The organism is Kitasatospora sp. SC0581 (assembly GCF_048159585.1).
Taxonomy (GTDB): domain Bacteria; phylum Actinomycetota; class Actinomycetes; order Streptomycetales; family Streptomycetaceae; genus Kitasatospora.
Window position 1 is genome coordinate 467,018 of the sequence record NZ_JBLRWA010000003.1, and the last position, 23,654, is coordinate 490,671.

Consider the following 23,654-nt stretch of genomic DNA (forward strand, 5'->3'; position numbering starts at 1 on the left):
GTGGCCGGAGCGGCGGACGCCTACCCGGCGCGGTGCCGGTCGGCGGCGGCCGCACCGGAGCGGCGTGCCCGCAGCAGCTCGACCGCCACCGGGATCACCGAGACCAGCACGATGCCGACCAGGATGGCCTCGATGTTGTCCCGGACGAACGGGATCTGCCCCAGGAAGTAGCCGAGCACGGTGACCCCGCCGCCCCACAGCACGCCGCCGACCAGGTTGAACACCACGAAGCCGCGGTAGTTCATCCTGCTCACCCCGGCCACGATCGGGGTGAAGGTGCGCACGATCGGCACGAAGCGGGCCAGCACGATCGCCTTGGGCCCGTGCCGGTCGAAGAAGGCGGCGGCCTTCTCCACGTTCTCCTGCTTGAAGACCCGGGAGTCGGGGCGGCGGAACAGGCTCGGGCCGACCTTGCGGCCGAAGAGGTAGCCGACCTGGTCCCCGGCCACCGCGGCGACCACGATCAGCGCGCAGACCAGCCAGAGCGGCTGGTGCAGGTAGGTGCCGCCGGCCACCAGCAGGCCGGTGGTGAACAGCAGCGAGTCACCCGGCAGGAAGAAGCCGATCAGCAGGCCGGACTCGGCGAAGACGATGGCCAGGATGCCGATCAGGCCGAAGGTGGAGATCAGGGTGGTCGGATCGAGCCAGGACGGGCCGAGGGCGAGGCTGGTCACGGTGCGGGCACTCCGAAGGTCGGGTCTTGGCAATGGAATGGTAAAGCATTGACAAAGACTCGGGGCGGCACCGGATGGTTCCCGTCGGACGGACGGACGCGGCGCGGGCAGGGAGCGGGCCGCACGCGGTAAGAGCCCGGGAACGCGTGCGGCCCCGGCGGGGCCCGGGAGGGCCGGCCCGCCGGGGCCGTACGGTCGGGGGCGGTCAGAGCCCGTAGCGCTCGACCGTCTCCTCGTGCCGGGCGAGGTCCGCGCCGGCCGCCTTGGCCAGCTCCGGCCAGGCGAGCGGGTGCGCCCAGCCGCCGGTCAGCCGCAGCAGCAGGGCGTCGGCCTCAGCGGCCGAGGCGGTCGGCGGCACGCCGAGGGCCGCGTAGACGCCGGGCAGGGTGTCGCCGCCCTCCGCCGGGTCGGTGATCCGGTACTCGTCGCCGCTGTACACCCAGACCGCGCACCCGGCCTCGTGCAGCTCCTCGCGCAGCGCCGACCACGGCTCGTCGCCGGGCCAGCCGCCGTCGATCCAGTACGTGGTGTACCCGGCCGGGTCGAGCAGGGTGAGCAGCTCGAACACCGGGCGCCAGCGCTGCCGCTCCTCCTCGGGGGCGTCCTCGGCCGGCGGGCGCTCCAGCAGGGCCGGGGCGAAGACCACCACGTCGCCGTGGTTGAGCGTCAGGTCGTCGCCGAGCACCGGCAGGATGCGGGCGGTGGCCGGGCCCGTCCGGAGCGCGGGCAGGTCGGACGTCGCGCCGTTGGTGCGGGTGGCGCGGACGGTGACCAGCTGCCACTCCTCGTCCACCGGGCCCTCGGGCTCGTCGAACTCGATGTCGAGCAGCGCGCCGGTGGAGCGGACCACGGCCCAGTCCCGGTTGGCGGTGGCGGCGGTGATCAGGTGCCAGAGGTCCGGCTCCTGGACCGTCCGGTGGCCGTCCTCCTCCTCGGCGGCGCCGTCGGCCGGCGCCGCGCGCTCCAGCAGCTCCAGGTACATCCGCTGGGCGGTGGCGTGGTCGCCCAGTTCGGTGGCGGCGTGGGCGGCGAGGCGGCGGGTGTTGAGCACCTCGTCGTCCAGCGCCAGGATCTCCTGGCACCGCTCCAGCGCCTCGTCCCAGCGGCCCTCGGCGGCGGCCCAGCGGGCCCGTATCCAGTGCCCGTCGGCCGGGGCGGTGACGGCCACCCGGTCGGCGAGGCGGCGGATGCCCTCGGCGTCCCGGGCGTCGATCAGCATCTCGCCGAGCGCGCCGGTCAGCTCACGGTCGGCCGGGTCGTCCTCCAGGTGCCGCCACAGCAGGTCGGCCGCGGCGCGGGCGTGGCCGAGGCCGCCCAGCACGGTGGCCAGGAGCACCGCCAGTTCGGTGGCGCCGGCCTGCTCACCCCGGTACCGGTCCAGGGCGACGGAGAGCAGGTCGGCGCCGGTCTCGTAGGGCACCCCGACCTCGGCCAGGTGCGCCGCCAGCTCGCCCGGCGGGACGGGCAGCTCGGGCTCCGGCAGTGCCTCGGCGGCCGCGCGCAGGGCCGCGACCTGCTCCGACACGCCGTCGGTGCGCCGCAGCCGGGTGAGCTTGCGCTCTCCGGTCGCGGCGAGGGTCAGGGCCACCGTGCGGGCGCCGCGGGCGAGCGCGAGCCGGCCCGCCGCCAGCAGCAGGTCCACACAGGGGCGGTGCGCGCCGACGCCGTCCAGGTAGCCGACCCAGCCGGCCAGGACGGCGCCCAGCTCGGCGTCGTTCTCCCGGGCGCCGGCCGCGACCAGCAGCTCGGCCGTCTCCGCCCAGGTACCGCGCAGGTCGGCGTGGCGTTCGGCCTCGGCCCGCTCGGGCAGCAGGGCGAGCGACTCCTCGGTGCGGCCGAGCGCGGCGAGCGCGCGGGCCCGCAGCAGGGCGCCCCAGCGCTGGTCCCGCTCGTCCAGCCGGCGCCCCTGCGTCTGCTCGGCCCGCTCGGCCGTCGCCAGCAGCTCCAGCACCTCCTCGTGCCGGCCCAGCAGGTGCAGGGTGCCGGCCCGGGCCTGGTGGAAGCGGAGCGAGACCGGCTGGCCGGCCGCCCGCATCCGGTTGGCCGCGGAGTCCAGGTGGTCCAGCGCCTCGGCCGCCCGGCCGTCGTCCTCCAGGGCGTCGGAGTACTCGCGGGAGAGGCAGTCGTAGCAGGCCCGGTCGGGCTCGATCCGGTCGAGCGTCTCGCCGACCACGGCGAGGCGCTCGGCCACGTACCCCGGCCCGTCGACCCGGGCGTGGCAGATCGCGAAGTCCTGCACCACGCAGACGGACTGCGGGCAGCCCTCGGTGTCCTCCCGGTGGGCGAACTCCAGCAGGTCGACCGCCTCGGGCAGCACCGCCTCGCCCTGCTGGCGCTTGTTCAGCAGGTTCTGCATCCGCCAGTGCCGCAGGTAGACCTCGACCCAGGGCAGGCCGAGCGCCCGGGCGGCGGCCACCGCCTCCGGGTAGAGCGCGTCCAGCTGCTCGTTGCGCCCCTCGGTGGCGTGCTCGGGCAGCTCGACGATGGCGTCGGCCAGCCGGTGGTGGCCGGCCTCGGCCAGCTGCCGGTGGGTGTCCCGCACCCAGGCCCAGATGTCGGTGGTCATGGCTGTTCCCCCTGCGTCGTGCTGATGAGTTGTCTACCGCACCCCACTGACAGTCCGTCCGTCACGGCTCCTCCGTGAGCGCGCCGGGGCTGTCCGGGACCTCCGGCAGCCCGGCCGGGACGGCGGCGGTCAGCGCGGAGACCGCCGTGCCGATGCCGGCCAGCGCGGCGGTGAGGTCGCCCTCGGACGGGCCGGACGAGGCCGCGGCCATGATCACCTTGATCGAGCGGAGCAGCCCGGCCGCGGTCGCGCTGCCGGTGTGCCCGGCGCGGTAGGCGGCGAGCAGGTCCCGGACCGCCGGGCTGGCGAGGTTGAGGTAGAGCCGGGCCCGAATCCCGCCGTCGGTGCGGGCGGTGAAGGCGCGGGCCAGCCGCAGGGCGGCGGACGGTATCCGGGCGTCCGCCTGGTCGTCCTCGATCCGGGCCTTCAGCTCGGCCTCGCGGTCCGGCACCAGCACCAGCGGCAGGCCGGGCGGGTCGAAGCGGGCCGGGACGAGCTGCTCGCCCGGGTCGGCGAGGGCGCCGGCCAGCCAGGCCGCCTCGTGCTCCGGCAGCGGGCGCTCCGGGTCGCGGAACAGCTCGCGGTTGCCGCGTTCGCTGCCCAGCTCGACCACCCGGCAGCCGCGCAGTTCGGCGTAGCGGTGCAGGAACGGCAGGACGGCGTAGCGGTCGCCGCGCGCGATCGGCACCCGCATCGCCCGGTACAGCATCTCCTCGAAGCCGCCGCCGCTGCCGAGCGCGACGTGCACCGCGCCGCCGCCCGCCGCGCGCAGCGCGCCGGCCGTGAGGTCGCCCTGGGAGGTGGGCACCGGGACGTCGTCGGCGAGCAGGGTGAACAGCCGCTCGTCGCAGAGCGCGGCGCCGAGCAGGTCGTTGCCGTGCCGGGTGAGGATGCGGCGCCAGGCGGCGGGCCGCAGCCGGGCGGTCTCGTACAGGCCGTCCACGATGGCGTCGGCGAGGGCCTTCCGGAGCGCGTGGTAGTGCTCGTCGCGCTGGAGGTCCTCGCGGCTGGCGGTGGGGGTGAGCCGGTCGGACTCGACCACGCCGCCGATGAACCCGGCCCAGCGGGGCAGCAGGTCGCGGGCGTCCTCGGCGAGCAGCATGCCGCGCAGGTAGACGGCGAGGTCGCGGTTGTCGCTGCTGCCGTAGCTGCCGCCGTCCTGGACCCAGAGCAGGCCGACCGCGTCGGTGGCGCCCTCGACCGGCTCGACCGGGAAGGCGGTGAGCGGCTCGAAGCGGCGGCCGAAGGCGGCGGCGAAGCGCATCCGGGCGGCGTACGGGTCGCCCTCCGGACGCCCGCGCCAGGGCACCTCGACGGAGTTGACCGGCCGCTCGTCCTCGCCGACGTGGACCGGGACCGACAGCAGCACGCAGTAGCGGCCGAGCACGTCGCGCAGGACGTCCTCGTCGGCGAGGTGGCCGTGCTCGGCCTTGAGCGCCAGCTCGACTACCGTGCCCGGCCGGGGCCGGGCGGGCACCGGCTCGACCTGGTACTGCTCGCCGCCGCGGCTGCGGTAGCGGTGGCCGAGCCCCGGCTCGCGGTGCGAGGTGGTGGTGACGGTGACCTCGTCGGCGACCGAGAAGGCGGAGAGGAAGCCCAGGCCGAAGGCGCCGATCAGCTCCTGGTTGCCGGTCAGGTCGCGCAGCATCCGGGTGTAGCCGGTGCCGACGGTGGCCAGGTAGGAGTGGATCTCGGGTTCGGTGAGGCCGGCGCCGGTGTCCTCGATGGCGACGGTCCGCCGGGCGGCGTCGGCGCGCACCCGGATCAGCGGGCGGTGGTCGCCGTCCGGGTCCTCCAGGAGCCGGCGGGTGTGCGAGTCGTGGGCGTTCTGGACGAGTTCGCGCAGGGCGACCAGCGGGGTGGAGTAGAGGTGGGTGGCGAGGACGTTCACCAGGCCGCCGAGATCGACCTCGGTCGTGCGCAGCTCCTCGGCGGGGGTGAACTCGGGCGGGGCACCATCAGACATGGGTCCTCAGTGTGCCAGTGCGACTATCTGGCGACCATTTCTTTCTTCTTGACGCCTTCCCGATGGAATGACGGAATGCGGTCAACTTCGACAACGTCGAATTGACCACCCCTCCACCATCGGGGGAATTGCCACCCGTTCGGTGGAGTTCGTCCACCCCACTGGTGAATGCTGAAGGCGCGACGCCAGGTCCCGGCGCCCCGGGGCGGCCGCTCCGGGCGGCACCACCATTCGCTTCTCGCCAGGGAGACCAGCGTGTCCCGTATTCGCGCAGCCGCCGCCGTCACCGCCCTCGGGGCACTCCTCCTCGTCGGCCTCGGTGCCGCCACCGCGCACGCCGACAGCGGCTCCGGCGCCGGTGCGGGCGACCGTTCCAACGGCAGCGTGGTGAGCGACTCCGGCTCCGGCAACATCATCGGCACCGTCCACGGCAATGTGGTCAACACCCAGCAGACGGCCACCGGTTCGGGTGCGGGCAACCAGAACAACGGCGTCGCGGTGACGGGCAACGGCGGGACGGTCAGCGCCGACCAGGGCAACACCGTCCAGCACAAGTCCCTCCGGCGCGACGCTCCCCGGCGCGACCGCGGCGTCGACGCGCAGGTCTACTACCCGCACGTCCTCTACTAGGCCCCGCCGCCGACTCGCCCCGGGGAGCCTCGGTCAGGAGAGCCCCAGCACCGCCCGGCCGAGCCGCAGCAGGCAGTCCCCGAGGTCCGGCCGGGCGTTGTGCGGACGGTTCCGCACCCCGTCGTTGACCAGCGCGAACAGCGCGTGCACCCGGATCCGGGCGGCCGCCGCGTCGTACCCGGGACGCACCTGCCGCAGCAGTCCGACCCAGGTGCGCAGGAAGTCCCGCCGGAAGTCCACCGCGGCCCGGCGGTCGGGCGGGGCCAGCCGCTCCGTCTCGCTGAGCATCGCGCCCAGGTAGTCCCCGTTGCGCAGCGCGAAGTCGACGTACGCGCCCAGCCCGGCGTCGAGCGCCGCCCCGGGCCCGGCGGCGGCCGCGATCGCGCCGTCCACCTCGTGCCAGAGCCGCTCGCGGCTGCGCACCAGCGAGGCGGCGAGCAGCTCGGCCTTGCTGTCGAAGTGCCGGTACACACTGGGGCCGGAGATGCCGACGGCGGCGCCGAGCTGGTCGGTGCTGACGTTGTCGAAGCCGCGCTGGTGGAACAGCCGTACGGCCGCCGCGAGCAGTTCCTCCCGGCGCGCCCGCGCCCCGGGCTCCGGCGTCGGCCGCGGCCCGGCCACGGCGGCGGGCCCCGCGGCCGTACCGCCCGGGGAGACCGCGAGGACGGCCGCGACCACCTCGCGCAGCAGCGCCTCGGCCCGTCGGGGCTGCGGCGCCGCCGACTGGTAGGAGAGCCCGGCGCAGGCCGAGAGCGCCGACCAGCAGAGCAACTCGGCGTCCCCGACGGCGAGTTCCGGCCGTTCCGCGCGCAGCACGGCGACCATCAGGGCGACGTCCGCGCGCAGCTCGCGGCGCAGCGCCGCCCGCCGGGCCGGCGGCAGCAGCCGGGCGTCGCGCTGCACCAGGGTGCCGAGCGCACGGTGGCCGACCGCGACGGCGGCCAGCGCGGCCCCGAGGTCGGCGGTGGTGCGGGCCGGGCGCAGGCCCTCGGCGAGCGCGTCCAGGCCCAACCGGACGGCGCGGTCGAGCAGTTCGGGCTTGCCGCGGAAGTGCCGGTAGAGCGCGGGCGCGGTGATGCCGACACCGGCGGCGACCTCGGTCATCGAGACCTGGTGGTAGCCGCTGCGGTGGAAGCGGTCGGCGGCCACGGCCAGGATCTGGGCGCGCCGCCCGGGCGGCCGTCGGACCACCATGGCGCGCCTCCCCGCTGTCTCCCCGGACACTCCCGGCAGGCTAGCAAGGATTCACTTGCCGCCCCCGCCGCCCGTGCTCCAATAGCCTTCGGACGCTGGACAGTCGAAGCTACCCCGGATTAACTTGTGGGGCCATCACCAGGCACGTTCCGCCCCGGCCGGCAGCCCCGGCCGGTGCCGTCGAAGGGAGCGCCGCCGTGCGCCGCACCGTGTTCAACGAGGACCACGAGGCCTTCCGGGAGACCATCCGGGACTTCATCGCCAACGAGGTCGTCCCGGTCTACGAGAGCTGGGAGGCCGAGGGCCACCCGCCGCGCGACTTCTACCGGCAGCTCGGCGCGCTCGGCGTCTACGGCATCGAGGTGCCGGAGGAGTACGGCGGCGCGGGCGAGAGCGGGTTCAAGTACCAGGCGGTGGTCGCCGAGGAGACCGCCCGGGCGGGCGTCAGCTTCGGCTCCTCCGGCGTGCACACCGGCCTGGTGCTGCCGTACCTGCTGGAGTACGCCACCGAGGAGCAGAAGCGGCGCTGGCTGCCCGGCTTCGTCTCCGGCGACATCATGACCGCGATCGCGATGACCGAGCCGGGCGCCGGCTCCGACCTCGCGGGCATCACCACCACCGCGCGGCTCTCCGAGGACGGCACCCACTACGTCCTGAACGGCGCCAAGACCTTCATCACCGGCGGCGTGCTGGCCGACCTCGTCCTGGTGGTCTGCCGCACCGCCCCGTACGACCCGGAGAACCGCCGGGCCGGGCTGTCCATCCTCTGCGTGGACACCTCCTCCGCGGGCTACACCGTCGGCCGCAAGCTCCAGAAGATCGGCCTGCGCACCTCGGACACCGCCGAGCTGGCGTTCAGCGACGTCCGGGTGCCGGTGGAGAACCTGCTCGGCGAGGAGGGCCGGGCGTTCTCCTACCTGACCCACAACCTGGTGCAGGAGCGGCTGGCGATCGCCGTCGGCGCCTACGCGGCGTCCGCGGCGGCGGTGCGGTTCGCGGTGCAGTACGTCAAGGACCGCAAGGTGTTCGGCAAGGCGGTGGCCGAGTTCCAGAACACCAAGTTCACCCTGGCCGACTGCGAGGCCCAGGTGGTGGCGCAGCAGTCGATGGTGGACCGGGCGCTGGAGCTGTACCAGGACGGCGAGCTGACCGTCGCGGACGCGGCCGCGGCGAAGCTGTTCTGCACCGAGTCGGCCTCCACCGTGATCGACAAGTGCCTCCAGCTGCACGGCGGTTACGGCTACATCCTGGAGTACCCGATCGCCCGGCTCTACACCGACAACCGGGTGTTCCGGATCTACGGCGGCACCAGCGAGGTCATGCGCAGCATCATCGCCAAGTCGCTCGGGCTGTAGGGCCGTTCGGGTCGTTCGGGCCGGGTGCGGCGGGCCACCCGGAGGCGTGACCCGCCGCAGCCGGACCGACAACCGCACCGGCTCAGTTGGGCGAGCCGTGCTGGGCACGCCAGGCGTCCCAGCCGGCCGAGGACGCCACCTTCGCGTCGTGCAGGGCCCGCTGGGCGAGCGCGGTCGGAGCGGTCTCCAGGTTCCGCAGCCAGCCGCGGCCGGCGGTGAACAGCGCGGCGCACACCATCGCCGCGCCGGCCGCGCCGAGCAGCGAACCGACGCCGGTGAGCACCACGCCGCCGGCCAGCAGCGAGCGGTTGACCTGAAGCCCGTTGAAGATCTGGTTGGTCGCCATGCCTCCACGATGCGGGCAGTCGGCGGGGGCTGCACCTCGGGCCGCTCCGGGGTGCGGAGCGCTTCCGGGTGCGGGGCCCCCGGGCGTCCGCGACCCTGGGCACACGGAGTGCGCCCGGAGCGAGGAGGAGGCGCGATGCCCGATCTCGAACAGCTCGCCGTGGAGCACGCCGCCCGGGCGGCCGAGAGCCCGCACGGGCGCAGCGCCCACCTGGTCCTGCACGACGGGATCCTGCGGCAGACCGTGATCGCGCTGACCGCCGGCACCGCGCTGGACGAGCACAACCCGCCCACCGCGGGCAGCGTCCAGGTGCTGCGCGGCCGGGTCTCGCTGACCATCGCCGGCCGGCGGCTGGAACTGGCGGCCGGCCGCCTGGAGCCCGTCCCGCAGGAGCGGCACGGGCTGCTGGCGCACGTCGACTCGGTGGTGCTGCTGACCGCCGTCACCGCGTAGCGGGCGGCGGAACACCCGCTACGGGCGCGCGGGGCGCTCCCCGCGGGCGGGGCGCACCCTACGGGCGGGACGTTCCCTACGGCCGCACGGGGTTGAACACACTGTCGCTGACCAGCCGCAGCCCGCGCAGGAAGTCCTGCCCACTGGGCGCGAGTTCGGGCGCGGCCAGCCACTGGGCGCAGTAACCGGCCAGCAGGGTCTGGTAGAAGCTCCCGCGGGCGACCTCCTCCTCGGTGTCCGGCACCTCCGGCAGCCCCCGGAACACCGCGGCGAGGCCCAGCCGGCCCTCCTTCTGCGCCGCCGCGAAGGCCTGCGCCAGCTCGGGGGCGTGCCCGGCCTGGGCGAGCGCCTCGAACTGGGCCGCCCAGAGCCCGCGGTGCTCGACGAAGACGTCCCGCAGCCCGTCCCAGACGGCCGCGAAGCGCACCTCCGGGTCGTCCGACACCTGGTTGGCGGCGATCACCACCGCGCCGAGCGCCTCCCCCATCTCCCCGATCGCCTCGATCATCGCCGCGTTGAGCAGCGTCTCCTTCGAGCCGAAGTGGTAGCCGATCGCGGCCAGGCTGACGCCGGAGGCGGTCGCGATGTCACGGGCGGTGGTGCGCCCGTAGCCCTTCTCGTACAGGCAGCGCTTGGCGCCGGCCATCAGGTCTTCGCGGTTTCCCATGCCCCGATCCTACGGAAGAACTGAACAGATGTCTTGCACATATGTACTAGACAAGCGTCTGACACATCCGTACCGTCTTCCCCATGACCGCAACCACCGGCCGCGCAGGCCGTCGCGAATGGATCGGCCTGGCCGTCCTCCTGCTCCCGACCCTCGTCCTCACCATGGACATGGGCGTGCTCTTCTTCGCCGTCCCGTACATCTCCACCACGCTGGCGCCGAGCGGCACCCAGCAGCTGTGGATCATGGACATGTACTCGTTCCTGCTGGCCGGGCTGCTGATCACGATGGGCGCGCTGGGCGACCGGATCGGCCGCCGCCGGCTGCTGATGATCGGCGCCGCCGGCTTCGCGGGCGCCTCGCTGCTGGCCGCCTGGTCGCACGACGCCGGCCAGCTCATCGCGGCCCGCGCCGTGCTCGGCGCCGCCGGGGCCACCGTGATGCCCTCGACCCTCGCGCTGATCCGCACGATGTTCCACGACCCCAGGCAGCGGCAGGTCGCGCTCGGCGCCTGGGGCGGCATCCTCACCGCCGGGGCCACCCTCGGCCCGGTCGCCGGCGGCCTGCTGCTGGAGCACTTCTGGTGGGGCTCGGCCTTCCTGCTCGCCGTCCCGGTCATGGCCCTGGTGCTGCTGACCGCGCCCGTCCTGCTCCCCGAGTACCGCTCCACCCGCCGCACCGGCCGTTTCGACCTGCTCGGCGCCGCGCTGTCGCTGGCCGCGATCCTGCCGCTGGTCTACGGCGTCAAGACGATCGCCGTCGAGGGCTGGAGCCTCCTGCCCGGGCTCGCCGTCGCCGCCGGACTCCTGCTGGCCGGCGCCTTCGTCCAGCGCCAGCGCACCGCCGCGAACCCGCTGCTCGACCTCGGCCTGTTCCGGATCCGCACCTTCAGCGGCGCGATCAGCGTCAACAGCATCGCGATGTTCGCGATGATGGGCTTCGCGCTCTTCACCTCCCAGTACCTCCAGCTGGTCAAGGGCATGAGCCCGCTGACCGCCTCGCTCTGGTCGCTGGTGCCGAGCCTGGGCGTCGGCGCGGCGGTCGGCGTCAGCTCGGCGCTGGCCGGCCGGGTCCGCCCGGCGGTGCTGATGGGCGGCGGCTTCCTGGTCGGCTCGGCGGGCTTCGCGATGATGACCCAGGTCGGCCCGCACTCCCCGCTGGCACTCGTCCTCACCGCGGCCGGCGTGCTGGCCGCCGGGACGGTCGGCACCATGACGATGACCGCCGAGATGGTCGTCTCCGCCGCCCCGGTCGAGCAGGCCGGCGCCGCCTCCGCCACCTCCGAGACCGCCGTCGAACTCGGCAGCTCCCTCGGCATCGCCCTGCTCGGCGCGGCCGGCGCCGCCGTCTACCACCACCGGCTGGACGGCGCCCTCCCGGCCGGCGTCGACGGCGAGGCCGCCCGGACCGCCCAGGACACCCTCGGCGGCGCGGCCACCGTCGCCGCCCACCTGCCCGACCGGCTCGGCGCCGACCTGCTGGAGACCGCCCGCACCGCCTTCACCGACGGCCTGCACGTCGCCGCCGTGGTCGGCCTGCTCTTCGCCCTGGGCGCCGCGGCCCTGGCCTACCGCCTGATGCGCCACCTCCCGGCCGCCGCCCCCGCCCCCGCCCCGGAGCCCGTCACCGTCTGACCCGGCCGGCCCGATCCACGCGAGTCATCGAGAGCCCCCGCCCACCCGGGCGGGGGCTCTCCGCCGTTCCGCGCTCCGAACCCCGCACCGGGCGCCGATCCCCGCGTGCCGCCCGCGCCGGACCTCCACCCGGGGGTGGACCGCGGTGGGTCCACCCCCGGGTGCGTGCCCCGGCCGCCCGCCGGGGAGGACCGTGGAGGCACACCTCGGACCCGACCGCCGGGAGCCCCTCATGTCCCTGCCCGCCCTCCTCTCCCTCCTCGGCCTCCTCTGCTGGATCGCCTACGAGCTGCTGCTGCGCCGGCGCGAGGACGCCTCCGCCGGCAGCTGGCACGCCGACCGCGGCGACCGCGGGTCGACCCGGCTGCTGCTCGGCTGCTACGCCCTCTCCGTCCTGGCCGTGGTGCTGTTCGACCGCGCCGCGGTCGGCGAACTGCCCACCTGGGCCCGCTGGTTCGGGGTGGCCGCGGTCGCCGCCGGGCTGGCGCTGCGGGCCTGGGGCATGCGCACCCTGGGCCGCTACTACACCCGCACCCTGCGCACCGTGGACACCCAGCGCGTGGTCCGCACCGGCCCGTACCGGCTGATCCGGCACCCCGGCTACGCCGGCAGCCTGCTGGTCTGGGTCGGCTACGCGGTCGGCACCGGCAGCTGGGCCGCCGCCCTGGTGGTCGCGGCCCTGCTGCTCGCCGCGTACGGCTGGCGGATCTCCGCCGAGGAGCGGCTGCTGCTGGACGCCCTCGGGAGCGAGTACGCGGAGTACCGCCGGGTGTCGAAGCGTCTGGTGCCGTTCATCTACTGATCGGATACCGATCGGACCGGAGCGGTCGGCGGGTGTGAGCTTCGGCACCCGCATTCGGCCAGGTGGACGGCGCGGCGCTCGCGATCCGCTCGAACGGCACCTGGTTTTTGGCCAGCGTTTCCCAGCTGGTGTATCCGTTCTCCGTCATGGCCAGGCATACTGGCCAACACGGGCGCTGGCGCCCGCCACGACTCTAGACAAGAAGGGACCGGTGGCCAGGGATGCTGCGGAACGGTCTTGAGCCCTGGCACATTCTCGTGGTGCTGGCGGTCGTCATCCTGCTGTTCGGATCGAAGAAGCTGCCCGAGATGGCCCGCGGTCTGGGCAAGTCCATGCGCATCCTGAAGGCCGAGACGAAGGCCATGCGCGAGGACGACACCCCGGCGGACGCCGCTGCCGCCGGTACCGCGCAGAGCACCGCCGCTCCCCAGCAGAGCGCCGACCGCCCGGCCGTCACGCCGACCAACGTGACCAAGGCCACCGAGACCAAGCGGCCCGAGACGACCGCCTGATCCTCCTTTCTCCTCCGGAAAGCCCCTGGTGACCCCACCAGGGGCTTTCCGCCGTTCCGGGGCCGTGCGCAGGGCCGCTCACGTGCTGGTCGCGGGGCCGTTCGCGCCACCGCGCCTCCCGACTGGCCGTCCGATCTGATCCGTTGTCTCCTGGATTGCACCCCCGGAGGAACGGAGTCCCGGCATGCCGACCGACCGGCCCGGCGACGAGCTGGCCGAGCTGCGGGCCCGGCTGAGCGCCGTCGAGGCCCAGGAGGCACGGCTCGCCCGACAGTTGGCGACCGGCCCGGCGCCGCACCCGACGGACCGTCCGCCGCCCCGGCACCGGGTGCGCTCCTTCCTCGCCGCCCTGCTGATCGTGCTGGCCTGCGTGCTCACCCCGCTCAGCGCCCTCGCCTTCTGGGCGAGGTCCCAGATCAGCGACACCGACCGCTACCTCGCGACGATGGCCCCGCTGGCCAGGGACCCCCGGATCAAGACGGCCATCACCGACCGGGTGACCGCCGAGATCGTGAAGCAGCTCCCGCTCGACTCGCTGCTCGACGGCCTCGCCCCGGCCGACCGGCCCCAGCTCGGCGCCCTGCTGGGCGGCATCGGCCAGGCCCTGACCGACGGACTCAGCGGCCTCGTCCACACCCAGGTCGCCCGGCTCGTGGACAGCGACGCCTTCGTCGCCCTCTGGACGGAGGTCAACCGGAACGCGCACGCCGCCCTGGAAAAGATGGTGACCGGACAGGGCGGCGGCGCCGTCGAGGTCCGCAACGACACCGTGGTGCTGGACCTCGCCCCGGTGATCGCCCGGGTGAAGTCCGCGCTGGTCGACCAGGGCGTCCCGCTGGCCTCCCGGATCCCGGAGATCCACACCTCCTACCCGCTGGTGCAGTCCGACGCCATCCCCAAGGTCCGCACCGCCCTGCGGGTGCTGGACCTGGCCGGCTTCTGGGTCCCGGTGCTGGCCGGCGCCTGCGCGCTCGGCGGGGTGCTGCTCGCGGCCCGGCGACGCCAGGCGGTGGTGACGACGGCCCTCGGCATGGCGGGCGGTGCGCTGCTGCTGGGCATCGGGCTGAGCGTGTTCCGGGCCGTCTACCTGGACCGGCTCCCCGCCGACGTCGACCAGGCCGTCGCCCAGGCGGTGTACGACTCCCTGGTGCGGTACCTGCGCTCGGCCGTCCGGGTGGTGGTCACCCTCGGGCTGCTGGTCGCGCTCGGCGCCTGGGTCATCGGCCCCGGGCGCTGGGCACGCGCCGTCCGGGGCGGCTGGCGCGCCGGACTGGGCGCGGTACGGCGGGTGGCCGGACGGTCCGGGCTGCGACTCGGGCCGGTCGGCCGGTTCGTCCACCGCTGGAAGGCCCCGCTGGGCTGGCTGGCGGTGGCGCTCGCGGCGCTGGCCTTCGTCCTGTGGAGCTACCCGACGGTGCTGGTGACGCTCTGTCTGGCGCTCGGGCTGGTCGCCGTCCTGGCGGTGCTGGAGCTGCTGGACGAGCCGGGGCAGCCCGGGGAAGGAACCCAGGCCCCGGCCTGAGCGGGCCGGCCCGCCCGGGCACCGGGCTTGGCCTGAGCGGAGCAGTCCGACGCGCGCCGGAGGGTGCGGTGGCCGAGGCTGAGCGGGATGTCCGAGAACCCGCTGCCGCCGCCCGCCGACCTGCGGGCCTGGTCCTGGCTGCTCGGCGCGTCCACGCTGCTGATGCTCGGGTACTTCCTGCTGCCGCTGCAGTTGCTGGGTGAGCGCCGGCCGCTGCTGAGCTGGCTGGTGTTCGCGGGGGCGCTGGTCGGGCTGACCTGGCTGATGCTCGCCAAGATCGTCGGGGTGATGCGGGGGACGGCCAGGCAGCCGGTGCTCTGGCTGGCCTTCCTGATCTTCCTGGCGCTGACCATCTTCGCCGCCACGTACTACGTCCTGGGCGCCCACAAGGCGGAGTTCGCCGGACTGGAGACCCGGCTGGACGCGCTCTACTTCACCGTCGTGACGATGGCGACGGTGGGCTACGGCGACATCACCCCGGCCGGGCAGACGGCACGGCTCGTGGTGGTGCTCCAGATCGGGTACAACTTCGTCTTCCTCGCGGCGGCCGCCGGAACGGCCTCCCGGGCGATCCGCGGCAACGTCGAACGCAGGATCCGCGAGCGGGGCTGAACCGGCCCGACGTACGGACCGGTTGCCGCACAGTGTTGTCCACAGCCTGTGGACAACACTGTGGGCTCAGGATCGGCTGGCGTCGATCACGCGGAAGCGATTGCCCTCGGTGTCGGCCAGGACCACGAAGTCCGGGTCCTCGGGGTAGCGCTTCCAGTCGACGCGCTCGGCGCCGAGGGCGACGGTACCGAGCGTCGGCACACCGCCATCGTGGCGGCCCGTCAGTCGTCCTGGAAGTCGGCGGTGGTGTGGAGGGTGGCGTACAGGGCGGAGAGGCGGGCGTTCCAGTTGGCGTAGGTGGGGACGTCGACGGCGTGCTTCTTGCCCATGTCCCGGATCACCTTCTGGGCGTCCTTGAGCTCCTGCGCGGCGTCGTCCGGGTTGCCCTCGTTGAGGCGGGCGGCGGTGGTGTCGAGGATCCTGAGCAGTTCCGCCTGCTTGTCCCGCTCCTTGCCGACCTGGGCCTGGGCGACGGCCTGGCGGAAGGCCTGGATCTGCAGCGCGGCGGGCTGGTTGCGCGGGACGGCCTGGGTGGGGGCCGGGGGCGCGGACGGGGGCGCCGAGGGGGTGGTGGGGGCCGCCGAGGTCGCGGTCGGGGAGGCCTTCTGGGTGGGCGTCGCGGCCGAACCAGCGGGGGTGGTGGGGGCGGCGGCCCCGGCCGGTTTGGCGGCGGCCGCGTTGCCGGCCGGTTCGTCGAAGGCGGTCAGGGCCAGCGCCGTGACGCCGGCCAGGCCCGCCACGCCCAACGCCCCGAGCACCAGCGGCTTTCGGCGGCCGCGGGCGGGCGCGGGCCTGGCGGCGGGGGCGGGCGCCGGGGCGCGCATCGGGGCGGGGACCGGGCCGGGAATGGGCGCCATCACCGAGGTGGCGGCCGGGGGTTGGGGCGGCAGCAGGGTGGTGTGCTGCTGGTCCGGCTGGCCCAGCTGGTTCGGCTGGTACGGCTGGTTCGGCTGGTACGGCTGGTTCGGCGGCGGGGAGAAGGGCACGGGCGGCAGCAGCTGGGTGGCGGCGCCGGCGGTGTTCGCGAGCAGTTCCGCCGTCGGGTCCCCGACCATCAGTCCCGGTACCGTGCCGAGGAGTTCGGCCCGGGCGGCGGTCGCGTCGGCCGGGCGGTCCGCCGGGTTCTTGGCCAGCAGCCGCAGCACCGCCGCGTCCAGCGCGGGCGGCAGGCCGGGGCGCCGGACGGAGGGCGGCAGCGGCTGCTCGCTGACGTGCTTGAAGGCGATCGCCACCGGGGTCTCGGCGGTGAACGGGGTCGCGCCGGTGAGCATCTCGATGAGCACGCAGCCGACCGCGTACAGGTCGGTCCGGCCGTCCAGCGCCGAGGCGGTGGCCTGCTCGGGCGAGAGGTAGGCGGCCGTGCCGAGCACGCTCGCGGTCTGGGTCAGGTTGCTGGAGGAGCCGGCCCGGGCGATGCCGAAGTCGACGACCTTCACCCCGCCGTCGTCGGTGATCATGATGTTCCCGGGCTTGATGTCCCGGTGCACCAGCCCGGCCGCGTGCGCGACCGACAGCGCCTCGCAGACCGCCGCCGCGATGCCGACCGCGCGCTCCACCGGCAGGACCTGCTGCTCCGCCAGCAGGGCGGCCAGCGAACGGCCGGTGACCAGCTCCATGACGATGAACGGGGTGCCCTGGTCCACGCCCGAGTCGAAGACCATGACGATCCTCGGGTGCACCAGCATGGCCGCGTGCTGGGCCTCGCGGCTGAAGCGCTCGGCGAAGCGGGGGTCGTCGGCGAGGCCGCCGTTGAGGACCTTGACGGCCACCTGACGGCCCAGCACCCGGTCCACCCCGCGCCAGACGGTCGCCATGCCGCCGACGCCGAGTATCCCGACGAGTTCGTAACGCCCGTTCAGCGCCCGTCCGATCACCTGGAGCTCCCCTCACGTGCCCTGGCCCCGGGGTCCCGGGCCGCCTCGTGCACCCGTGCACGATAGCCGCACCGCCGAGCGGGTCCGCCGGGGGCGGAGGGTGGCGGTCGGGGGACCGGGCAGCGGTCCCCCGGCCGCCGGCACGGGGGTGGGGGGCCCCCCCCCCGCGGGGGGGGGGGGGGCGCCGGGGCGGGGCCTTAGGGAAGCGGGGGGGGGGCCCCGGGGCCGGGCCGGGGGGGGCCGCCACGTTTCCGGGCCGGCCGGGCCGGTGGCGCGTCCGGGGTGCGCCGACCGGTCCGGCCGGAGCCGGCCGGGCGGCCGGTTGGCACGGGGGAGCCGACCGGCCACCCGGGGTCTTCGGGTGGTACTGCTTCCTGCGGGTGGTGCGGTACTTCGGGTGGTGCTGTTCCGGGTGGGCGGCGAGCCCGGGGGGAGTCGCTCGCCGCCCACCCGGAGTCCTGGGGGCCTCCCGGCCTACTGCTCGTTCCCGGGCCGGGCGGACCTGCTCGGGCGGACGTCCGACGGGGGGACGGCGCCCGGTGGCGGGGGCACGGTCACGCCGGGCTTGCCCGGTCTGGTCCCGCTGCCGCCGCCGTCCTCGCCGTTGCCGCCGCTGGTGGCGTTGCCACGGCCTCCGTTGGCATTGCCGTTGGCGTTGCCGTCGGCATTGCCTCCGTTGCCACCGCTGTTGGCGTTGCCGTTGGCGTTGCCGTTGCCGCCGCTGTTGGCGCTGCCGTTCCCCTTGCCGGTGCCGCCGCGGCCGGGGTCGCCCGTCGGGGTGCCGGCGCCCTGGTGGTCGCCGTCCTCGTCGTCGAGCGCGGCCTCGCAGTAGTCCGCCACCCGGTCCGCGCCGCCGGCCGCCGTGACCAGCGGGCCGTACAGCGGATCGCCGACCAGCCGGGCCGGGCGGTCGCCCTTGGCCGTACGGTCGGTGAAGCCGGTGCAGAGGCCGAGCAGTGCGGGCGGGACGGCCGAACGGCCGCCGCGCCTCTCGGCGGAGGGGGTGCCGGGCGTCGCGGGGTCGGACGGGACGACCGCCTGCGGTCCAGCGGAGGCACTGCCGGACGGACGGGCGGAGCCGGACGCCACGGCACCGTACGGGGCCGCACCCGCGGACGGTCCGGCAGCGGGCGAGCCCGCCGCGGGACCGGTGGCCGCGTCCTGGCCGGCGAGCGTGTGCTCCGGCGCGGACGGGCCACCGCCCAGGGCGGACGGCAGGTTGCCGGTGCCGGCGGCGACGGCGACACCGCACAGCGCGGTGGCGCCGAGCACGACGGCGGTGGCCTTCGTGCTGAAGGCCCTGGCCAGCGCGGCGGTTGCCATCGATCGTCTCCGGACGGGGGTCACTGTCGGGTCGGGCGTGAGACTCGCCTCCCGGAACGCGGCCAGGGCGGCCTCCTCCCCGGCCAGTTCGCCGGCCGTCGCGGGGGCGGCGGCCGCGGCGAGCACCCGGGCGAGCTGCCCGGGACCGCCGTCCGGTCCGGTGAGCGAGGCGTCCTGCCCGGCCGACGGGCCGCCCACGGCACCACCGAGCAGCTGCTCGGCGGCATCACGGTCGATCCGACGGGATCGGTTGGTGCTCATCTCATGTCCTTCAGCGTCGCGGCCCGGCGTTCTGTCACACCCTGCGGAGAACTTTTTTTCGCGGGTTTCCCCGCAGGTCGCCCGGCGGCCTCGCCCGCGCCCACTCCAGCCGCCGCCGTGTCCGCCGTTCCGTCCACCGTTCCCTCGGCCGTTCCGGCTCCGGCGCCGCCCGTCACCCCGCCGCCCCGGGTCGCCGCCTCGCCGCTCCGGGCCGCCGGGATGCCGCCCCCGGACGCGAGCGGCTCGACCAGCTTGGCCAGCCGCCGCAGCCCCCGGTGGGCGGCCATCCGGACGCTGCCGGCCCGCTTGCCGAGCACCCGGGCGGCGCTCTCCGCGTCCAGCTCCATGACCACCCGCAGCAGCACGGCCTCGGCCTGGTCGCGCGGCAGCCGGGAGATCAGGGCCAGCGCGTCGGCGGTGCCGACCGTGGCCAGCGCCGCCCGCGCCGTGTCGTCCCCCGCCGCCAGCTCGACCAGCTGCTCGAAGGGCAGGTCGGCGACCGGACGGCGGCGCCGGGCGCGCAGGTGGTCGAGGGCGCGGTGGCGGGCGATGGTGGCGGCCCAGCCGCGGAAGCCGTCCCCGTCGCCGGAGAAGCCGCGCAGGTCGCGGGCGATCTGCAGCCAGGCCTCGGAGGCGATGTCCTCGGCGTCCTGGGCACCCTCCGGCCGACCGCCGACCAGCACCCGCAGGTAGCGCAGCAGGCCCGGCTGGACGGTCCGGAACAGCAGCCGGAACGCCTCCTCGTCCCCTCCCTGCGCGGCCCGCACCGCCTCCGTCAGATCGGGGGGAGCGGCGGCCGCCGGGCCCGGTGGCAGGCCGGCGGGTGGTACTGGTCCGGACCGGCCGACGGGGCCGTCGGTGCCCGCTCCGGGGCGCTCTGCACTCTGCACCCGCCACATGATGCGCCATTCGGGCGAACACTTCGGCTCCGGCCGAAGGACCGGTCCGGCCGGGGCCAAGGTCCCGAGGACTGCTGCCGTTCGCCCACGGCCCGAAGGGGCCCGCCCGGCCTACGTTGTCGGTAGGCGAAGCAGTCCGGGCCGCCGACGCCCCGGACGCCGGGTCCGCCGACGCACCCGGCCCGCCACCCGGCCCCGCCGTGCCCGAGGGCGCACGCACGACCCGTGCGGGCCCCGGTCGCACGCCCCTCCCCGGCGGTACGAGCCGTCGCGCCGGGGACCGCCACCGGCCGGCCCGGCAGGGGCGGGGAGCCGGCACCGCCGACGCCCTCCACCGGCAGCCCGACCAGCAGGGAAAGACCGCGATGACGACCGCCCACGAGCTCCGCGAGCTCCACGCGAAGGGCCTGTGCGAGCACCTCGCCCCCGCCCTGCGCGCCCTGGGCCTCACCGGGTGGCGCCGGACCTTCAGCCTGCCGGACGAGACCCACTGGCTGCTGCTCGGCCTGGTCGAGCGCCCCACCGCCGACCGGGTGCCCTTCACCTTCGACCTCAGCGTGGTCCGCCGCACCGACTGGACCGTCGCGGACCTCCCCGGCCACCGGCCCGACCCGCGCACCCGGTACGGCTTCGAGGCCTGGCGGGCCAGGATCGGCGAGGTGCTGCCGGTCGGCGAGGACGTCTGGTGGGAGGTGCTGCCCGGGCCGCGCTGGCAGCTCCCGCTGGACGACGCCGTCGCCGCCGTCCGCCACTACGGCCTGCCCGAACTGCGGCGCCGGGCCGAGGCGGACCGCGCTCCCACCGGCGAGACGTACCTCCTCCCCGCCGAGCTGGAGACGGTCAACGCCGCGCTGGAGGCCGCCTCGGTGGCCCGGGTGCGGCGCGCCGAGCTGGCCGACAAGGCCCTGCTGCTGACCGGCGCCTGGACCCGGGGCGACGGTGTCGCCCGGACCGTCCTGGCGGGTGTCGCGCGGGGCTTCCTGTCCGCCGGGGACGAGCGCTTCCGCACCGTCCGCTGCCTGGACACCCTGGGCCGCGAGCTGTGGACCTTCCCCGCCGAGGACTAGGGTCGGAAATCCGCAGGTCGGAGGCGGTGTCACGGCGCTCACCATGACAACTGTCACGCGGATGACGCAACGGACGGCACTGCTCTGACGGAGGGTCGGACGGAAAGACTGGAGGCACGACGCGGGCAGTGGCCCGCGGCCACCAGCCGGGGAGGAACCCACCGTGAGCCAGACCGTCAGTGCCGCCGCCGTCACCAGCACCGTCGCCTCCCCGGTCGCCCCCGCCATCGGAACCGCCGCTACCGGCGCCGCCCACGCCAAGGCCCCCAACCCGCTGGTCTCCGGGCTCCGCCCGCTCGCCCTCGACGTGGTCGCCCCGCTGGCCGGCTACTACCTGCTGCACTCGGCCCTCGGCCTGAGCGAGTTCGCCGCACTGGCCTGGAGCACGGCCTTCCCGGCCGCCCGGACCGTCCTCGGCCTGCTGTCCGAGCGCAGGCTCAACCTGTGGGCTTCCCTGATGCTGGCCGTCAACCTGGCTGGCCTGGCGCTGACCTTCGTCACCGGCGACGCCCGGATGATGATCGCCAAGGACGGCGGGCTGAGCGGCACCGTGGCAGTGGCGATCCTGGTCTCCGCGCTGATCGGCCGGCCGGTGATGACCCCGATGCTGATGCCCTTCGTCACCAAGGGCCGACGGGAGCGCGCCGCCGCCTGGCAGCGCCTGGTCGAGGGCCGGGCGGCCGGGTCGCGGGCCTTCCACCGCCACGAGCGCCTGTTCTCGGCCATCTGGGGCACCGCGCTGCTGGCCGAGTGCGCGGCCCGGGTGGTCGGCGCCTTCACCCTGCCGGTGTCGACCATGGCCTGGCTGTCCACCGTCTTCCTGATCGGCGCGATCGTGGGCGGTTCGATGCTCGGTCAGATCGCGGTCGAGCCGATGGAGCGGCTGGTCGGCGCCGAGGCCGAGGCCCCGACCGCCGCCTGAGCGGGCGGCCGCTCCTCCCGCCTCCTTCTCTGAACAGCCGGTTCCGAGGACTCGAACAGCGAGGAACCATCCGGATCTCCCGGGAGTCGTTCATAACGAGGGGGTAACGGGACCCCCGACGAGGAAACGGGGAGCCCCATGAACCGGACGACGCACGCGCCGAGCAGTACCGAGGACCGCACGCTCGTCTGGGACGGCTGCCTGAACGTCCGCGACCTGGGCGGACTGCCCACCGCCTCCGGCCGGCCCACCGCCCGGGGCGCGATAGTCCGGGCGGACAACCTGGACCGCCTCACCGCCGAGGGCTGGGACGCCCTCCTCGACCACGGCGTCCGCACCGTGGTCGACCTGCGCAACGCCGAGGAGTACAAGCCGCTCCTCCCGCTCCCCGACGACGTCGAGCTGATCCGCGTCCCGCTGGACGAGCTGGCCGGCCCCGCCTGGTGGGAGGCCCACGGACAGCTGGACGGCACCCCGCTCGCGCTCCGCCCATACCTGGACCACTGCCCGCACGCCGCCGCCGCGCTGGTCTCCGCGATCGCCGGCGCCCGCCCCGGCGGCGTGGTCGTGCACTGCGGCGCCGGCCGTGACCGCACCGGCCTGGCCGCCCTGCTGCTGCTCGCCCTGGCCGGGGTCGACCGGGACGCGATCGCCGGGGACTACCTGCTGAGCGGCCCCAACATCCGCCCGCTGTACGGGATGCTGGGCCTGCCGGACCCGTTCCGCCGGATCGACGCGGCGCTCGCCGAGGCCGGGACCACCGCCGAGGCCGCGCTGGCGGCGGCGCTCGACGGGTTCGACCCGGACGGCTACCTGCTCGCGGCGGGTGTCGCGCCCGAGCGGATCGCCGCCGTCCGACAGCGACTGCTGCCGGACGCCTGAGGACGCCGGAACACCGCCCGCGAATAGCGTCAACCGATGGTTGACGATCCCCGGATCGACAACCTACGGTTGACGCATGGAGAATCCCGTTGTTCCCAACAGCACTCCGCTGCGCCTCGACGACCTGATCGCCGCGATCAAGAAGGTCCACCCCGACGCGCTCGACCAGCTCTCCGACGCGGTCATCGCCGCCGACCACCTCGGCGACCTCGCCGACCACCTCATCGGCCACTTCGTCGACCAGGCCCGCCGCTCCGGCGCGTCCTGGACCGACATCGGCCGCAGCATGGGCGTCAGCAAGCAGGCCGCCCAGAAGCGGTTCGTCCCCAAGGACCCGGGCACCCCCAACGACCTCGACCCCAGCCAGGGCTTCAGCCGGTTCACCCCCCGGGCCCGCAAGGTCGTGGTGGCCTCACAGGAGGAGGCCCGCAAGGCGGGCAACCCCGAGATCACCACGGAGCACCTGCTGCTCGGCCTGATCACCGAACCCGAGGGCATCGGCGCGAAGGCGCTCGCCGCCCAGGGCGTCACCCCAGAGGCCCTGCGGGCGGTGGCCGGCGCCGCCCTGCCGGCCGCCGCCGACGAACTGCCCGCGCTGATCCCGTTCGACGCCGAGAGCAAGAAGGCGCTGGAACTGACCTTCCGCGAGGCGCTCAAGCTCGGGCACAACTACGTCGGCACCGAGCACATCCTGCTCGCGCTGCTGGAGCAGGAGAACGGCCAGGGCGTGCTGGCCGGGCTGAAGGTCGACAAGTCGGAGGCGGAGACCTTCGTCGCGGAGGCGATCGCCGCCGTCATCGCCGCCCGGAACACGGAGTCCGATCCTCAGCAGTGAGCCGCCGGAGCCCTGCGCCGGACGGAACTCCCGTCCGGCGCAGGGCACTTCCGCCCAGCACCCGGCTCGGACCCCGGCGCAGAACCCGGCTCGGAACCCGGGTCGGCCGTCGGATCAGAAGCCGGAGACGTGGGTGGTGACGATACGGACCCGACCGTCGGCCGCCGCCTCCAGCGCCGCCCGCAGCCGGGCCGAACGGGCCGGGCCGAGCAGGTCCAGCGCCTCCTCGACGGCGGCCCAGCGGTAGTCGTCCAGCTCACCGGCCGGGACGGTCACGGGGGTGCCGTCCGGAACGGTGCCGAAGTCGAACATGAAGTGCTGGGCGGGGTGGTCGAGTTCGGCCGAGGCGTGGGTCCAGGAGATGGCCAGCAGGTCGCCCGCCTCCTGGACGATCCCGGTCTCCTCCTCCAGTTCCCGCACGGCGCACTCGACCGGGCCCTCGCCGAGGTCGATCGTGCCGCCCGGGAACTGCCAGTGCTCGCGGTACCCGGCCTTCACGATCAGGATCCGGCCGGACTCGTCCCGCAGCAGGCAGCCCGCCGCCGCGTAGATCCGGGGCAGGGACGCCAGCCATTCCTCACGGGACTTCAAGGGCTCAGCCGTCACGGTGCTTCTCCTGGGGCAGGGCGGTTCGGTCGTCCCACTCTGCCACCGGACG

General features: G+C 75.0%; 23 protein-coding genes. 12 read left to right on the forward strand and 11 right to left on the reverse strand.

The window, feature by feature from the left end:
• Positions 1-20: 20 nt before the first annotated feature.
• The 3 genes from ACLWS4_RS08405 to ACLWS4_RS08415 all read right to left on the reverse strand — a co-directional run bounded on the left by ACLWS4_RS08405 (position 21) and on the right by ACLWS4_RS08415 (position 5,206).
• Positions 21-674, reverse strand: a complete 654-nt coding sequence (locus tag ACLWS4_RS08405; protein WP_049659017.1) for a DedA family protein — start codon at positions 672-674, stop codon at positions 21-23.
• Positions 675-879: 205 nt separating this feature from the next.
• Complete coding sequence (locus tag ACLWS4_RS08410) at positions 880-3,240, reverse strand: hypothetical protein (RefSeq protein ID WP_074001748.1); 2,361 nt, start codon at positions 3,238-3,240, stop codon at positions 880-882.
• 61 nt (positions 3,241-3,301) lie between these two features.
• Complete coding sequence (locus tag ACLWS4_RS08415; protein ID WP_416873673.1) at positions 3,302-5,206, reverse strand: ATP-binding protein; 1,905 nt, start codon at positions 5,204-5,206, stop codon at positions 3,302-3,304.
• A gap of 255 nt (positions 5,207-5,461) precedes the next feature.
• On the opposite strand from ACLWS4_RS08415, the gene ACLWS4_RS08420 reads away from it, so the two are divergent.
• Entirely contained in the window at positions 5,462-5,836 is a 375-nt protein-coding gene (locus ACLWS4_RS08420) for a hypothetical protein (protein ID WP_074001750.1), read from the forward strand.
• A 33-nt stretch (positions 5,837-5,869) separates the two neighbouring features.
• Here ACLWS4_RS08420 and ACLWS4_RS08425 read toward each other — a convergent pair whose 3' ends face one another.
• Entirely contained in the window at positions 5,870-7,030 is a 1,161-nt protein-coding gene (locus ACLWS4_RS08425; protein WP_416873674.1) for a TetR/AcrR family transcriptional regulator, read from the reverse strand.
• 197 nt (positions 7,031-7,227) lie between these two features.
• Between ACLWS4_RS08425 and ACLWS4_RS08430 the strand changes: the two genes are divergently transcribed.
• Positions 7,228-8,385 carry an acyl-CoA dehydrogenase family protein gene (locus tag ACLWS4_RS08430; protein ID WP_049659211.1) on the forward strand — a complete coding sequence of 386 codons (1,158 nt, stop codon included), beginning with the start codon at positions 7,228-7,230 and terminating at the stop codon, positions 8,383-8,385.
• A gap of 82 nt (positions 8,386-8,467) precedes the next feature.
• Here the strand turns inward: ACLWS4_RS08430 and ACLWS4_RS08435 are convergent, their stop codons facing one another.
• Positions 8,468-8,731 carry a hypothetical protein gene (locus tag ACLWS4_RS08435; protein WP_049659212.1) on the reverse strand — a complete coding sequence of 88 codons (264 nt, stop codon included), beginning with the start codon at positions 8,729-8,731 and terminating at the stop codon, positions 8,468-8,470.
• Between the two features lie 135 nt (positions 8,732-8,866).
• Between ACLWS4_RS08435 and ACLWS4_RS08440 the strand changes: the two genes are divergently transcribed.
• Positions 8,867-9,184 (forward strand): hypothetical protein, encoded by a 318-nt coding sequence (locus tag ACLWS4_RS08440; protein WP_049659213.1) that lies wholly within the window; start codon positions 8,867-8,869, stop codon positions 9,182-9,184.
• 76 nt (positions 9,185-9,260) lie between these two features.
• Here the strand turns inward: ACLWS4_RS08440 and ACLWS4_RS08445 are convergent, their stop codons facing one another.
• Positions 9,261-9,851, reverse strand: coding sequence for a TetR/AcrR family transcriptional regulator (locus tag ACLWS4_RS08445; RefSeq protein ID WP_049659214.1), 591 nt, complete (start codon positions 9,849-9,851; stop codon positions 9,261-9,263).
• 83 nt (positions 9,852-9,934) lie between these two features.
• On the opposite strand from ACLWS4_RS08445, the gene ACLWS4_RS08450 reads away from it, so the two are divergent.
• From ACLWS4_RS08450 to ACLWS4_RS08470, 5 genes are all read left to right on the forward strand, one after another.
• Positions 9,935-11,485, forward strand: a complete 1,551-nt coding sequence (locus tag ACLWS4_RS08450; RefSeq protein ID WP_416873675.1) for an MFS transporter — start codon at positions 9,935-9,937, stop codon at positions 11,483-11,485.
• A 232-nt stretch (positions 11,486-11,717) separates the two neighbouring features.
• Positions 11,718-12,287 carry a methyltransferase family protein gene (locus ACLWS4_RS08455; RefSeq protein WP_380744322.1) on the forward strand — a complete coding sequence of 190 codons (570 nt, stop codon included), beginning with the start codon at positions 11,718-11,720 and terminating at the stop codon, positions 12,285-12,287.
• 221 nt (positions 12,288-12,508) lie between these two features.
• On the forward strand, positions 12,509-12,799 hold the full coding sequence (gene tatA, locus ACLWS4_RS08460; protein ID WP_049659292.1) for a Sec-independent protein translocase subunit TatA: 291 nt from the start codon (positions 12,509-12,511) through the stop codon (positions 12,797-12,799).
• Between the two features lie 184 nt (positions 12,800-12,983).
• Entirely contained in the window at positions 12,984-14,321 is a 1,338-nt protein-coding gene (locus tag ACLWS4_RS08465; RefSeq protein ID WP_416873676.1) for a hypothetical protein, read from the forward strand.
• Positions 14,322-14,408: 87 nt separating this feature from the next.
• Entirely contained in the window at positions 14,409-14,933 is a 525-nt protein-coding gene (locus tag ACLWS4_RS08470) for an ion channel (protein ID WP_053112473.1), read from the forward strand.
• A gap of 66 nt (positions 14,934-14,999) precedes the next feature.
• Here ACLWS4_RS08470 and ACLWS4_RS08475 read toward each other — a convergent pair whose 3' ends face one another.
• The 4 genes from ACLWS4_RS08475 to ACLWS4_RS08490 form a co-directional block, all read right to left on the reverse strand.
• Positions 15,000-15,134 (reverse strand): hypothetical protein, encoded by a 135-nt coding sequence (locus ACLWS4_RS08475; RefSeq protein WP_416873677.1) that lies wholly within the window; start codon positions 15,132-15,134, stop codon positions 15,000-15,002.
• 20 nt (positions 15,135-15,154) lie between these two features.
• Positions 15,155-16,807: a protein kinase domain-containing protein gene (locus ACLWS4_RS08480; RefSeq protein WP_416873678.1), complete on the reverse strand. Its 1,653-nt coding sequence runs from the start codon at positions 16,805-16,807 to the stop codon at positions 15,155-15,157.
• 474 nt (positions 16,808-17,281) lie between these two features.
• Positions 17,282-18,391, reverse strand: coding sequence for a hypothetical protein (locus tag ACLWS4_RS08485; protein WP_416873679.1), 1,110 nt, complete (start codon positions 18,389-18,391; stop codon positions 17,282-17,284).
• Entirely contained in the window at positions 18,388-19,281 is an 894-nt protein-coding gene (locus tag ACLWS4_RS08490) for an RNA polymerase sigma factor (protein WP_416873680.1), read from the reverse strand. Before ACLWS4_RS08490 ends, ACLWS4_RS08485 begins: the two co-directional genes overlap by 4 nt.
• A 374-nt stretch (positions 19,282-19,655) precedes the next feature.
• On the opposite strand from ACLWS4_RS08490, the gene ACLWS4_RS08495 reads away from it, so the two are divergent.
• The 4 genes from ACLWS4_RS08495 (at position 19,656) to ACLWS4_RS08510 (ending at position 22,996) form a co-directional block, all read left to right on the forward strand.
• Positions 19,656-20,357, forward strand: a complete 702-nt coding sequence (locus ACLWS4_RS08495) for a hypothetical protein (RefSeq protein WP_416873681.1) — start codon at positions 19,656-19,658, stop codon at positions 20,355-20,357.
• Positions 20,358-20,520: 163 nt separating this feature from the next.
• On the forward strand, positions 20,521-21,279 hold the full coding sequence (locus ACLWS4_RS08500) for a VC0807 family protein (protein WP_416873682.1): 759 nt from the start codon (positions 20,521-20,523) through the stop codon (positions 21,277-21,279).
• Between the two features lie 138 nt (positions 21,280-21,417).
• Positions 21,418-22,161 carry a tyrosine-protein phosphatase gene (locus ACLWS4_RS08505; RefSeq protein WP_416873683.1) on the forward strand — a complete coding sequence of 248 codons (744 nt, stop codon included), beginning with the start codon at positions 21,418-21,420 and terminating at the stop codon, positions 22,159-22,161.
• A 76-nt stretch (positions 22,162-22,237) separates the two neighbouring features.
• Positions 22,238-22,996, forward strand: a complete 759-nt coding sequence (locus ACLWS4_RS08510; protein WP_117488476.1) for a Clp protease N-terminal domain-containing protein — start codon at positions 22,238-22,240, stop codon at positions 22,994-22,996.
• Positions 22,997-23,110: 114 nt separating this feature from the next.
• Here ACLWS4_RS08510 and ACLWS4_RS08515 read toward each other — a convergent pair whose 3' ends face one another.
• Positions 23,111-23,602, reverse strand: a complete 492-nt coding sequence (locus ACLWS4_RS08515; protein WP_380780593.1) for an NUDIX domain-containing protein — start codon at positions 23,600-23,602, stop codon at positions 23,111-23,113.
• Between the last annotated feature and the right edge of the window lie 52 nt (positions 23,603-23,654).